At 72.3% G+C, this 12,495-nt stretch carries 11 protein-coding genes and 1 pseudogene; 1 reads left to right on the top strand and 11 read right to left on the bottom strand.

The window, feature by feature from the left end:
- Nucleotides 1-263: 263 nt before the first annotated feature.
- Together F3T56_RS49785 and F3T56_RS49780 are read right to left on the bottom strand one after the other, a co-directional pair.
- Complete coding sequence (locus tag F3T56_RS49785; protein ID WP_342786980.1) at nucleotides 264-491, bottom strand: hypothetical protein; 228 nt, start codon at nucleotides 489-491, stop codon at nucleotides 264-266.
- Between the two features lie 9 nt (nucleotides 492-500).
- Nucleotides 501-628, bottom strand: a pseudogene (locus F3T56_RS49780) (MerR family transcriptional regulator); the annotation flags it as partial.
- 76 nt (nucleotides 629-704) lie between these two features.
- On the opposite strand from F3T56_RS49780, the gene F3T56_RS24460 reads away from it, so the two are divergent.
- Nucleotides 705-1,475 (top strand): methyltransferase domain-containing protein, encoded by a 771-nt coding sequence (locus F3T56_RS24460; RefSeq protein ID WP_149827530.1) that lies wholly within the window; start codon nucleotides 705-707, stop codon nucleotides 1,473-1,475.
- Nucleotides 1,476-1,483: 8 nt separating this feature from the next.
- On the opposite strand, the gene F3T56_RS24455 is transcribed toward F3T56_RS24460, so the two are convergent.
- The 9 genes from F3T56_RS24455 to F3T56_RS24415 form a co-directional block, all read right to left on the bottom strand.
- The gene (locus F3T56_RS24455; RefSeq protein ID WP_149827529.1) at nucleotides 1,484-2,875 is read right to left on the bottom strand and encodes a DUF6177 family protein; all 1,392 of its coding nucleotides are present in this window, start codon (nucleotides 2,873-2,875) and stop codon (nucleotides 1,484-1,486) included.
- Nucleotides 2,872-6,864: a type VII secretion protein EccCa gene (gene eccCa, locus F3T56_RS24450; RefSeq protein ID WP_149827528.1), complete on the bottom strand. Its 3,993-nt coding sequence runs from the start codon at nucleotides 6,862-6,864 to the stop codon at nucleotides 2,872-2,874. The genes F3T56_RS24455 and eccCa overlap by 4 nt, the downstream gene beginning before the upstream one ends.
- A complete protein-coding gene (locus tag F3T56_RS24445) occupies nucleotides 6,861-8,348 on the bottom strand; it encodes a hypothetical protein (RefSeq protein WP_149827527.1) in 1,488 nt (495 codons plus the stop codon). The genes eccCa and F3T56_RS24445 overlap by 4 nt, the downstream gene beginning before the upstream one ends.
- Before the next feature lie 15 nt (nucleotides 8,349-8,363).
- Entirely contained in the window at nucleotides 8,364-9,722 is a 1,359-nt protein-coding gene (eccD, locus tag F3T56_RS24440) for a type VII secretion integral membrane protein EccD (protein WP_149827567.1), read from the bottom strand.
- An 88-nt stretch (nucleotides 9,723-9,810) separates the two neighbouring features.
- Nucleotides 9,811-10,128, bottom strand: coding sequence for a hypothetical protein (locus F3T56_RS24435; RefSeq protein WP_149827526.1), 318 nt, complete (start codon nucleotides 10,126-10,128; stop codon nucleotides 9,811-9,813).
- A 50-nt stretch (nucleotides 10,129-10,178) separates the two neighbouring features.
- Nucleotides 10,179-10,490 carry a pore-forming ESAT-6 family protein gene (locus F3T56_RS24430; protein ID WP_149827525.1) on the bottom strand — a complete coding sequence of 104 codons (312 nt, stop codon included), beginning with the start codon at nucleotides 10,488-10,490 and terminating at the stop codon, nucleotides 10,179-10,181.
- Nucleotides 10,491-10,510: 20 nt separating this feature from the next.
- Nucleotides 10,511-10,843, bottom strand: coding sequence for a hypothetical protein (locus F3T56_RS24425; protein WP_172639111.1), 333 nt, complete (start codon nucleotides 10,841-10,843; stop codon nucleotides 10,511-10,513).
- Between the two features lie 326 nt (nucleotides 10,844-11,169).
- On the bottom strand, nucleotides 11,170-11,559 hold the full coding sequence (gene rbsD, locus F3T56_RS24420) for a D-ribose pyranase (RefSeq protein WP_149827524.1): 390 nt from the start codon (nucleotides 11,557-11,559) through the stop codon (nucleotides 11,170-11,172).
- Nucleotides 11,556-12,455 (bottom strand): ribokinase, encoded by a 900-nt coding sequence (locus tag F3T56_RS24415; protein ID WP_149827523.1) that lies wholly within the window; start codon nucleotides 12,453-12,455, stop codon nucleotides 11,556-11,558. The genes rbsD and F3T56_RS24415 overlap by 4 nt, the downstream gene beginning before the upstream one ends.
- Between the last annotated feature and the right edge of the window lie 40 nt (nucleotides 12,456-12,495).

Raw genomic sequence — 12,495 nt, 5'->3', positions numbered from 1 at the left:
TGCAGGGGGCAGTCCGTCTCAGGGGCACATCGGCACCCTGAGCCTGTACGCCCCTGGCATGGCCAAGGGCTGCGAGAAGGCCAGACGCCACCGGGGTTCTTGGCAAGCGGGCACCAGCGGGTAAGAGGTGGCCGGCGTCGGTGAACCAGGCCGTACCGAAGATCGAGTATGGGACCCGACCCCGGAGGGAAGCACGTGGAGCCGCAGGCATCCTCCCTCCGCCATGTCCGCGATTACGAGACGTCCCCGCAAACGCACCAGGGCTAGCTGGGGTGTCCCACCACCTGCTGGAAATGGGCACACTGGGAGAAGTCCTCGTGGTCGCAGCAGAGGGCGCATTCGATCAGTGCGAGAGACGCCTGCATGGCCGAAACGCGGGAGCGAAGCAACTCGGCCTCTCTGCGCAGGATGTCCCCGCGCCGGCCGGGATTCCCGGTCGCGACCAGCGAGCGGATGGTGGCGAGGGAGAGTCCCGCCTCCTTGGCGCGCACGATGATGGCGACGCGTGTGACGTCGGCGGGCCCATAGCGGCGGTGTCCCGGGCGGGCGTGAGCAGCCCCATCGACTCCCAGTGACGCAGGACGTGCGTAGCCAGACCGAAGTGTTCGGCGAGGGCGCCGATGCTCATCGACGCGCGCTCACCGCCGACCGGCATCCTGTGCTCGCTTGACTTCATGCCGACATTAAGTCGCAGCCTGGCGCTCATGACCAAGGACACGGAACAAACGCGCCAGTCGCCGGACAGCCTCATCACACTGCTCGATGCCGCCGACCGACTGCCGGGTGCGGGCGAACTGCGGGCGCACTCCTACGATTTGCTCGGCGTCGGACCTGGAAGGACCGCCGTGGACGTGGGCTGCGGCGCCGGACGAGCCGTCGCGGAGCTGGCCGAGCGGGGCGTGAAGGCCATCGGCGTGGACCCGAGCGAGCGGATGATCGCCGTCTCCCGCGGCCGCTGGCCCGAGGCGGACTTCCGGATCGCGGAGGCGTACGAACTGCCGCTGGCGGACGCCTCCGTGGACGGCTACCGCGCCGACAAGGTCTTCCACGAACTGGCCGAACCCGAGCGGGCGTTGGGAGAGGCCCGCAGGGTTCTCGGGTCCGGAGGGCGGATCGTGCTGCTGGGCCAGGACTGGGACACCATCGTCATCGACTCCGACGAACCGGACCTCACCCGCACCATCGTGCACGCCCGCGCCGACCTGACCGCCGGGCCGCGTGCCGCCCGCCAGTACCGCAACCTGCTCCTGGACACCGGCTTCGACGACGTGACGGTCGAGGTGCACACCGGCGTGTTCACCGGACCGGCGGTGTTGCCCTTGCTCGCCGGACTGGCCCAAGCGGTCCGCTTGACCGGCGCCGTCACGAACGAACAGACGGACACCTGGATCGCTGATCAGCGCACGCGGGCCGAGTCCGACCGGCTGTTCCTGGCGTTGCCGATGTTCGTCGCCGCGGCGACCGCACCACGCTGAGACGGTAATCACCTGGCCGCCCGCAGATGCGCCGTAACCCCCCGCAACCGCCCCCACGCCTCCGGATCCTCCGCCTCCCCCAACGGGAAGTGCAGACCCGGCCGGGCCGGTGCCCCCAACCCCGTCGGCCGAACCTCGACCGGTGGCCGGCGGGCGTGATCGAAGCCGATGGCGTGCACGTCCTCCGAGCCGAGGGTGAAGGAGTACGGGATCGGCGGGCCCTCCAGGCGGGGCGTGGTCGTCAGGTCGGGGCGGGCGCGGCGGACGGAGGTGAGCATGGTCTTCAGGGCGTGGGATTTGACCAGGGTCTCGGCCAGGGGCTGGATCCGGTCCAGGGGGAGTTCCTCGTCGGCGCCGTAGCCGACCGTCAGGATCACCTCCTCCTCCACGCCCTTCGTCGTACGGGTCACGCGGACCGTCGCCATGGCCGGGCGGTCGGGGCTGCCGACGACGACCAGGTGTGAGGGCTCGGGGGCGCGTTCGCGGGCCAGGTCGGTCAACTGGCGTGGGGACCAGGGGAGGTTGACGGGTTCGGCGGTGCCCCAACCGGCGGGGGCCGATCCGGTGAGCGTCTCCCAGGCCGTCTCCAGCGCCCCGCCCAGCAACAGCCGTTCGTCCGCCTTGTGGACGGTGCGGATGGCGACGATCAGCTGGCGGCCCAGCGATTCGGGAGCCCGGGTGAAGGCCCCGGCCACCGTCGCCTCGCCGGACGCCTCCGCCGGCGCGGGCGCGAACGCCCCGTCCTGCCAGCGCAGCACCGCCCCCGACAGGCCGTCGTAGTAGCCGCACTCGGGGTCCTGGACGACCCAGCGGTTGGGGACGCGGGCGAGGGTCGTACGGGCGGGGGCGGAGAGGCGGACATGCGGCGGGGTGACGATCTGGAGGGCGCGGCGGGAGGCCACAGCCGTGCGCATGATCTCCGCGAGCCAGGTGGTCAGGGCGACCACCGGGCGGTCGATCAACACCACGGCGGCGTTGTCGGTCACGACATCCACCGCCGGTTGCCCCGAACCCGCCGACGGCACCGCGGACACGTCCACGATCTCCGTCGTCGCGGCGTCCGACGGCCAAGTCGTCCCGCCGAGCAGGGCGTTGAGACGTCCGCACACCGAACCCGCGAGCTTCTCCGCCTCCGGCACCGCCGTGGACGCCCGCGCCTCCGTCCACCAGAACGGCGTCTCCACACTCTGCCCGAGCAGCCGTTCCGCCTCGCCCGGCACCTGCACGAGCAGCGGCGACTCCACGGACACCAGCGGCCGCCCACCGGGACCGTGGAGTTGTACGACCGCTCCGTCGGCCGCCGCCGACAGGTCCAGGTCGGAGCCGCCGGCGTACAGGCTCGCCATGAGGGCCCAGACGTTGGGCATCTTCGGGGTGAGGGCGATGACGTCCTTGGTCACGGGCGGTCGCCCTCCTCGCTGTTGAGTGCCGTCTGGATGAGTTGGTGGGCCCGGCCCCGGCGGACCAGCGTGCCCCGCCCGGCCGGCTGGGCGGAGGCGTACAGGCCGGGGAACAGCTGGCCCTCGCTGCGCTCACCGGTCATCAGCAAGGACGACGTGCCCGTTTCGCGGAGCGTCTGCAGCAGCGGCTCGTACATCGCCCGCGACGCGCCCGCGACCCGGCGCGCGACCACGAAGTGCAGGCCTATGTCCTGAGCGGAGGAGACGTACGGCAGGAACGGCGCGAGGGGCTGCTGACCGGCCGTCGTCAGGATGTCGTAGTCGTCGACCAGGATCACGATCCGCGGGCCCTTGAAGGACGGCTCGTCGGTCATCGCGTCCGGGTCGGCACTCTCCGGCATCCGCTTCTCCAGCTCGCTCGCGATGCCCGACGCCAGCCCCACCGCGAGCTTGGCGTTGTGCGCGTAGCCGCCCCGGTACGGCTCGGGGATCACACCCCGCAGACCGCGCCGGGGGTCGAAGACGCCGAAGACCAGCTCCTCGTCCGAGTACCGCTCCACGAGCCGGTCCGCGACCAGCTTCAGCAGGTTGGTCTTGCCGCACTCGTTGTCGCCGAGGATCAGCAGATGCTGGTCCGAGCCGAAGAGGTCGAGGAGGACGGGGGCGAGGGCGTCCTGGTCCACGCCGATGGGCACCCGCTGAGGCTCCGCGACCAGTGACGGCAGCTGTGCCACCGGCAGCCGGGTCGGCAACACCCGTACAGGCGCGGCCAGTTCGCCGTGCCAGGTGGAGCGGATCGTACGGGCCGCGTCGTCCAGCGCCGGACCGAGATCGCCGGTCGACGGACGGCTGTCGAGGCGGGGGAGCGCGGTCTGCGCGAACAGCTTGCCGTCGGTCAGGACGCGGCCCGGCGTGTCGGGCGAGAGCGTCTCGGAGAGCTTGCGGTCGACGCTCGAATCGCTCGGGTCGTTGAGCCGCAGCTCGACCCGGGTGCCGAACATCGACTGCGTGGCGATCCGTACGTCGTTCCAGCGGAGCATGCCGCCGACGACGTGGATGCCGTAGCCGCCGCCGCGCTTGAGGAGGTCCACGACCGTGTCGTCGAGCTCGGCGAACTCGTCGCGCAGCGCGCCGAATCCGTCGATGAGGAGCACGACGTCGGTGGAGCCGAGCTCGCGCAGCTTGCCCTGCGCGCGCAGGTGCCGCAGCTGGTCGACCGAGTCGATGCCGTGCTCGCGGAACAACTCCTCCCGTTCGATCAGCATCGTGCGCACCTCGGCGACCGTGCGCGCGGCCCGCTCCCGGTCGGCGCGGCCCGCGATCCCGCCGACGTGCGGCAGCCCGGAGAGGGCGGAGAGACCGCCGCCGACCAGGTCGAGACCGTAGATGGCGACTTCGGCGGGTGTGTGGGTCGTCGCCAGGGACAGGGCCAGGGTGCGCAGCAGGGTCGTCTTGCCGGACTGGGGGCCGCCGATCACCGCCGCATGACCGCCCGCGACCGTCAGATCGAGCACCCAGTGGCCCTGCCACTGCTTCGCCGGATCGTCCAGCACACCGAGCGGTATCCGCAACGGGCCTTCTCTGACGGCCAGTTGAAGTCCGCGCTCGTCCACCTGCACGGGGCCGGCCGCCGCGTCGAGCGTGACCGCGTCCGGCAGCGGCGGCAGCCAGATCCGGCGGACCGGCCGGGCGGCGGAGGCGAGCTGGCCGACCATCACCGACATCACCGTCGGCCCGGTCTCCCGCTTGGTCGCCTTGGGCTCCTCGGGCGCGCCGCCCGTGGCGGGCGTCGCGCTGTCGAGGGTGTTGTACGTCGGATACGGCCACGCGAGCGGCGTGTCGTCCTCCTGCTGGGCGAGCGCAGGCCCCCGGTAGGCGCCGGAGACGTACCCCGCCTTGAACCGCTCGTACGTCGACGTGTCCACCTTCAGATAGCCGAAGCCCGGCAGCGGCGGCAGATGGAAGGCGTCCGTGGTGTCGAGGACGGTACGCGACTCGTCGGCGGAGAAGGTCCGCAGCCCGAGCCGGTACGAGAGATAGGTGTCCAGGCCCTTGAGCTTGCCGCCCTCGATGCGCTGGCTGGAGAGGAGGAGATGGACGCCGATGGAGCGGCCGATGCGGCCGATGGACAGGAACAGGTCGATGAAGTCCGGTTTGGCGGTGAGGAGTTCACCGAACTCGTCGATCACGACGAAGAGATGCGGGAGCGGTTCGAGGTCCGGCCGCCGGGTCGCGCGCAGGGCGGCGTAGTGCCCGATGTCGGCCACGTTCCCCGCGTCCTTCAGCACCTGCTGCCGGCGCTTGACCTCGCCCGCGAGGCTGGAGTGCACGCGCTCGACGAGTCCGGCCTGGTTCTCCAGGTTGGTGATCACGCCCGCGACGTGCGGGAGTTCGGTGAACGGGGCGAAGGTCGCGCCGCCCTTGTAGTCGACCAGGACGAGGGCGAGATCCTCGGGGGAGTGGGTGGCCGCGAGGGCCAGGACGAGGGTGCGCAGCAGCTCGCTCTTGCCGGAACCGGTCGCGCCCACGCACAGCCCGTGCGGACCCATGCCCAGCTCGGACGACTCCTTGAGGTCGAGCAGCACCGGCTCATGACGGTCCGTCAAGCCGATCGGCACGCGCAGGAACTCACGCTCGCCGCGCGGCGCCCACAACCGGGCCAGGTCCAGCAGGGCCGGGTCGTCGATGCCGAGCAGACCGGGGAAGTCGACGGGCCCGGTGACCGGGGCGCCCTCCGCCGCCGACTCGGCCGACAGCCGCAGCGGCGCCAGCAGCCGGGCGACGCCCTCGGCGCCGGCCGCGGTCACGTCATCGGAGGTGCCCTGCGCGACCGTACGGGTCTCGCGGAGGTCCTCGACGACGACCTCGTCGCCCCGCACCGTGATCCGCACCGACACCTGGTCCGGCTCGTGCACCTGCTCCCCCAGCAGATGCAGCACGGTCACCCCCATGTCGCCGAGCCCCACCGCCGTGTCGGGCAGCGGCAGTTCGGTCGCCGCCTCCCCGTACTCGTCACTCACGACGAGCATGCGCGAGGCCAGCCGCAGGGCGTTCCGGTCGGCCAGCCCCCGGCGGACCTCCGCCGCGTACGAGGCACGCCGGCCCAGCTCATGGCGGAAGTGCCGGGCCAGCTGCGGCAAGCTCGGCGCGATACGGCGGGCGGCGACCGGGCCGTCGTGCTCCTGGCCGTCCAGCACATGCGGCAGCCACTTGGTCCACTCCCAGTCGCCCAGCCGCTCGCCGGGCACCCCGAGCGCGACGGCCACGTCGTCCGGGGCGTGCGTGACGGCGACCTGGACGAGCAGCGCCCGGGCTACCCGCAGCACGCCCTCCCGGTCGCCCACCACACTGACGTTGCCCACGCGGTCCAACGGCACCGTGATCGGGCAGTCGCTCGCCATCGAGTAGCGGGCCAGCAGCGCGCGGGCCTCGTTCAGCATGAACGGGTCCGGCGGCGTCAGCACCCCGCCCTGGTTCTGCCCGATGGCCAACTCCGCCACGGGCACGTCACCGGTACCGACCCGCACCCGGAGGAAGTCCGGGTCCCGCCGCCGGCGCTCCCAGAGCCGGGCGGGATCGCGTACGAGGTCGTAGAGGGCCTCCGGCGGCGGGTTGAGCTCCCGTGCCAACCGCCGCCGGTCACGCTCGTCGTTCCCGAACTCCTCGCGCAGCTCCTCCAGATACTCCAGGTAGCGCTCGCGCTGCGTACGCCGGGTGCGCTGCGCCTTGCCACGCTGGGAGAGGAAGAGGGCGACCGCGCCGAGCAGGGCGAAGACCAGCACGATCGCGCCGAGCGCCGCGAACTGGCTGCTGCGGATCACGGTCATCATCACGACCGAGCCCATGACACCCGCCATCGGCAGCAACGCCGTCGCCGGGCTGCCCGCCTTGCCCTCCGGGAGGTTCGGCGGCGGCTCGATCGTGCGGGCCGGGGCGGACGCGAGCGGGCGGGTGCTGCGCGCGGGGCGGTGGATCAGCTGCTGGGTCATCGCATCCTCACCGCCCGGTTCATTGCCTCCGCCGCCAGGGTGACGGCCGCCTCGCGGGTCTCCTGGCCCAGGAGGGCGGTGCGGATGGGGCCGCCCTGGGCGAGATGCCGGTCGTAGGGGAGGGAGACGACGTGCACGCCGGACTCCTTGAGGTGCGCCACCGCCGTCTTCCGGTCCAGAGTGACATCGGGGGAGTTGGCGGTCAGCGCGACGACGGTCGAGGCGAGCGCGGAGTGCGGCAACTGCCCGAGCCAGTCCAGGACCTGCCGGGTGCCGTTGACGCCCTCGGCGGTCATGGGCGCGACGACCACGCGCGCGTGGGCCGTGTCCATCGCGGTACGGGCCACCTCACCCGGCAGCGTCTCGCAGTCCACCACGGTCACCGCGAAGTAGCGCCGCAGCGCGAGGGTCACCGTGCGGTACGTGGCGATGTCCAGCGGCGCCCCGACCCGCCCCTGACTGGCGGGCAGCAACCAGCCCCCGTCCGACACGGGCACCAAGTAGCCGGTGACATCGGTGAGTTGCATCGCAGGATTGAGGATCTGGGCGAGATCGGCCGCCGCCCAGCGCACGGAATCGGCCCCCATCCGCACCGGCAGCGTACCGAGCGCGGCGTCCGCCTCCAGGGTGAGCACCGGGTCGTGCCGGTAGTGGTTGAACGTCCGCCCCAGCAGCGCGGCCACGGTCGACTTCCCGACCCCGCCCCGGATCGACGTCACGGCGATCACCCGCCCCGTCGTCACCGGCTGCTGCAACTCCTGAGCGATCCGCGTCTCCTCCGCCACGTCCTGCGCGGCGGACGACGTCAGCTTCCGCAACGACCGCCCCGTACGCCGGGCCACGGAGTCGCCGTGCTGCGGGCGACCCAGCGCGTGGGCGAGCCGGGGGTCGATGGTGGGCACGGACTCGGGTGCGTGGGCGGGCGACTGCGGCATACGGGAGCCGCGGGGCGCCGGCGTGGAGGCCGGGGGAGTAACGGGGGCGGCGGGACGGGGATCGCCGGGCTGGGCGGGCGGGTTGGGCTGAGTGGGCCGACCGGGATCCCCCGGCGGCTGCGCGTGCGCGGCGGCGTGGGGGAGGCCTGTACGCGGGTCCACGACGGGGGCCGGCTGCATGGGCGGCTGTACGACGGGCGCCGGGTGGACCGGCGGCTGTACGACGGGCGCGGGCACCGGCGGCTGCACGACCGGCTGCACCGGCGGTGTGACGACGGGCCGCACCGGCGGCTGCGCACCTTGCGGCTGTTCGGACGAGCCGGACGCCCCGGACGGCTCAGCCGACTCGGACGGCACCGACCGCACCAGCCGCAGCGTCGGCTCCGCCCGCCGAGCAGGCGCATGGGGAGCCCCCGCCGCACCCGCACCCGATCCCGCACCGGACGCCGACCCGGCCCCCGCCTCGCCACCCGACCCGGCCCCGGCACCTTCCCGGTCCCGGCCCAGCTCGCGCAGCACATCCCGCTGCCAGTCCTCTGCCTGCGCCATGGTGGGCCCCCAGTCCTAAGCGAAGGTGTCGAGCAGTCGTCCGTACACGCCGAACACCCCGATGAGCAGCGGGAACAGGGCGATGACACCGATGGACTCCAGCGTGTCGCCGAGGCGCCGGAGCCGTACCCGTACGTGCTCGGCGGGCTCCACGGCGAGCACCAGCAGTGGCAGGGCGGCCAGCAGGGCGAGCACGGCGAGCGGACCGGCCGCGGCGCCGGAGTGGTCCAGCCAGACGGAGACGAGCCGCACCGCGAGCACCGCCGCCGCACCGAACAGCACCACGACCTCCGCGACCAGCGGGAACGCCCGGGCGCGCAGCACGAGGACGACCATGGTGAGGACGGCCAGCAGCACGGTCCACTTGGTGGGCGCGCGGAGCGCGAACACCCCGGCCGCGGTCGCCGAGACGGCCATGGTGACCGTGGCGAGCGCCAGCCCCCGGTGTGTGGCGGTGAGCGCGGCGGCCACCTGGTAGCGGCTCACCGAGGCACCGCCGGAGCGCCGGTCGTCGAGGCCGGAGAGGCCCGACGCCATCAGCGCGAGCCGGGGCAGCAGCCCGAGCACGAGCACGGAGACCACCGCGAGAACGGCCCCCACCTCGGCCTGCTCCACCACCGGCACCGAGTCCGCCATCGGGCCCGACACGAACGCGGCGACCCCCAGCCAGCACACGACGGTCCCGGCCAGCGCCCCGGCCCCGACCAGTCCGCCACGCCCGAGCGGGGTGAACAGTCCGAGCAGGACAAGGGTGACGACCCCGGCGGCCGCCATCGCCGCGACCTGCGGCATACCGGACCAGCCCTCGGCGTCGGCCAGGGTGGAGGCGCCGAGCAGGCCCAGCGCACCGGCCGTGGCGATCAGCGTCGTGGCCAGCCCGCGCTTGCCGGCCCGCCCGAGCAGCGCGCCCGCGAGCGCGGCCACCACGGAGACGGCGAGCAGAGCGCCCGCGACGGTCCCCGGCTCGTACGCGTCCCGCGCGAACACCCCGGCGGTCAGGGCCCAGCCGACCGTGGCGAGCCCGGCCGTGACGCGCCGAGTGGCCGGACGCCAACGCCGGCCGCGCGCGTCGAGATCCTCGGCGGCCTCGTCCGTGACGTCGTGCACGACGGGCGCCGACGGCGCGTCCTCGGCGCGAACCAGCCGCAGTACGGCACCGTCCGGGATCGAGGCCGACTCCAGCGTGCTGTCGTGCGCCAGCGCGGAACCGTCCGCGGTGACGAGATGACGCAACTCGGGCCGCCCGCCGACCCGGTCGTCGAGCAGCCGCATGATCTCCGGCAGCAGCAGGCCGACCGGCTCCCGCGACGGCAGCACGAGATCGACGCGTCGCCGCTCGCCGACCAGCGTCACCCGGCTGAGCGCCGTACGCATGCCGTCAGCCGTCCGACCGCTGTCGGCCGTCCGACCGCTGTCGGTCGTCTGTCCCAGAGCCCCCGTAGCCATCACGCGATCGAACCTATCACCGGGAAGAATTGCTGGTCGGGGCTGTGGAAAACGTCGGAGAAGGGGTTGTGGAAAACGTCGGGGAAGGCGTGCCGGAGGGCTGCACGGAACCCCCGTACGGGCTCTTGCCGATGATGCGGTTCGACACGAAAGACCACCCCACACACCCCGCGCACAACACCGCCGCGATCACGATCCCGGCGAACATCTTCCCGATCCGTTCGTCGACCGAACGCCGCTGCCGCCCGGCCCCGAACAGCAGGGCGTCCCGCAGCCGCCGGCGCCGCACCGACACCGACTCCAGCAACTGGCTGTCGTAATCCTGCGCTGCCATGGCTACGGGACCCCTACCACTTCCGTGAACACCCCCGGACTACCTGCCCGTCAGCCGATCTGGTCGACCGCCGCGCGGGCCTTGGCCTGGGTGGCCTGGGCGGTGCCGTCGTTCTGCTCCAGCGTGGTGCGCACCAGGCGGATGATCTCGCGGACCTCGTTCGCGGCCTTCTTCCAGCGCTCTTCCTTGCCGTGGTACTCGTCCGAGACACCGTCGGCCTGGAAGTCGGTCATCGCGGCCTTGACGGCGGCGTCGCGGTCGCCGAGCACCCGCTCCAACTGGCCCACGATCGTGCCGAGCGCGGTCTGCACCTCACCCGAGGCGCCGGTGTCGTACGAACGGCGGTCCTGGTTCTGACCCATGGTGAATCCCCCTTAGCTGCTTATCGGGCGCCGAAGCGGGCCGCGTCGAAGTTGGCCAGGCCCATGTTCTGGTTGGCGTTGTCCTGGGACTCGATGTCACCGGTGCCGAACGCGTTGTCCATGCCCGACTGACCGCCCAGGATCGCGGCGAGCGAGCCGTTCAGGTCGGCGGTGATCTCGTCCGCGCGGTTCTTGAACGAGTCGAACGCGACCTTGCCCGATCCGTTGAACTTGCCCTCCAGCGGCTCCGCCGCGCTGATCAGCAACTGGATCAGCGTTCCCAGGTCGTCACTCGACCCGACCGTGCTCTTCCCGAGGTCCGCCAGAGTCGTCGACCCCATGTCGAACTTCACGTCGTGTCCACCCCCGTCTGTCTGGGTCACCTACGTCCCGAACATGCTCTCCCGCAACGCGTTGCAGCCGCAACGCACAAGCGTGTGAAGTGACATGATCGGGACATAACCAGAACGTGCCCGAGAACCTGACCGGAAAAATTCTCCGGACGCCGTGCAACCCTTCCCCCGACCCGTCGGTCGTACTTGGCATCGGGACTTCTCGGAGGGGGATCTGGGGGGATCGCGGGGGTTCTGATACGGAGGGGAAAGCCGAGGGGCCCGGTCCACTGGACCGGGCCCCTCGAAGCATGTCGGGACACCCTGCTCACACGGCTCAGAACTGCTCAGAAGAAAACCCCGCAGCGCAACAGCACATTCGCGTACGGCCGCGCCTCCCCCGTCCGTACGACCAGCCGCGCGCCCGCCGACAGCTCCTTCAGCTTCTCGTGGGAGACCAACTCCAGCTCGGAGAACCGTCCCTCCAGCAGAGCCGCCGCGTCCAGGTTCGCCTCGCGGACCTCGTACGCGGCGGTCGCGCCCTCGACCACGAGCTCGTCGAGCAGCCCGTCCAGCACCTCGGCGAACGACGGCACCCCGGCCCGGAACGCGAGGTCCACCACACGCGGCCCCTCCGGTACGGGCATGCCTGCGTCGCACACCAGCACCTCGTGCCCATGGCCCAACTCGGCGAGGGCACCCGACAGATGGCGGTTGAGGATCCCGGCCCGCTTCACAGTGCCTCGACCTCCTCCGCGGTCGGGAAGGACACCTGAGCCCCGGCCTTCGTGACGGCGGCGGCCCCGACCCGGGCCGCGTACGCGGCGGCCTCGGCGGGCTTCGCGCCCGCGCCCAGCTTCCACGCCAGCGCGGCGGTGAACGCGTCCCCGGCCCCCGTGGTGTCCACGGCCTCCACCTTCACGGCGGCCACCCGCGCACTGTCCTCGGCGGTCGCGACGAGCGCCCCCTCCGCCCCCAGCGTGACGACCACCGAACGCGGCCCGCGCGCCAGCAGCGCCCGCGCCCAGTCCTCTGGCGAACCCTCCAGTTCACCCCCGACGATGACCCGCGCCTCGTGCTCGTTGACGATCAGCGGATCACAGGCGGCCAGCACCTCCTCGGGCAACTCCCGCGGCGGCGACGGGTTCAGCACGAACCGCGTTCCCTCCGGCAGCCGCCGTACGACCTCCACGACCGTCTCCAACGGGATCTCCAACTGCGCCGAGACCACCCGGGAGGCCCGCAGGAGCGCGTCGGCGGCCCGGACGTCCTCGGGGGTCAGCTTCCCGTTGGCGCCGGGCGACACCACGATGCTGTTGTCCCCGGACGGGTCCACCGTGATCAGCGCGACCCCGGTGGGTGCCCCGCCGACCAGCACACCCGCCGTCTCGACCCCGGCATCCCCCAGCGAGTCGAGCAGCAACCGCCCGTTGCCGTCGTCGCCGACCCGGGCCAACAGGGCCGTACGGGCACCCAGTCGGGCCGCCGCGACGGCCTGGTTGGCACCCTTGCCGCCCGGGTGGACGGCCAGGTCGGAGCCGAGCACGGTCTCCCCGGCCCCCGGCCGCCGCTCGACACCGATCACCAGGTCGGCGTTGGCCGATCCCACGACCAGGAGGTCGTAGTCGTACATGAAACATCTCCCTGTGCAGGTGAATTGGAGCCGGTCGATT

This window comes from Streptomyces tailanensis, from assembly GCF_008386495.1.
Lineage (GTDB): Bacteria > Actinomycetota > Actinomycetes > Streptomycetales > Streptomycetaceae > Streptomyces > Streptomyces tailanensis.
The sequence above is the reverse complement of the archived record's forward strand: the minus strand, read 5'-3'. Positions and strand labels throughout refer to the sequence as shown.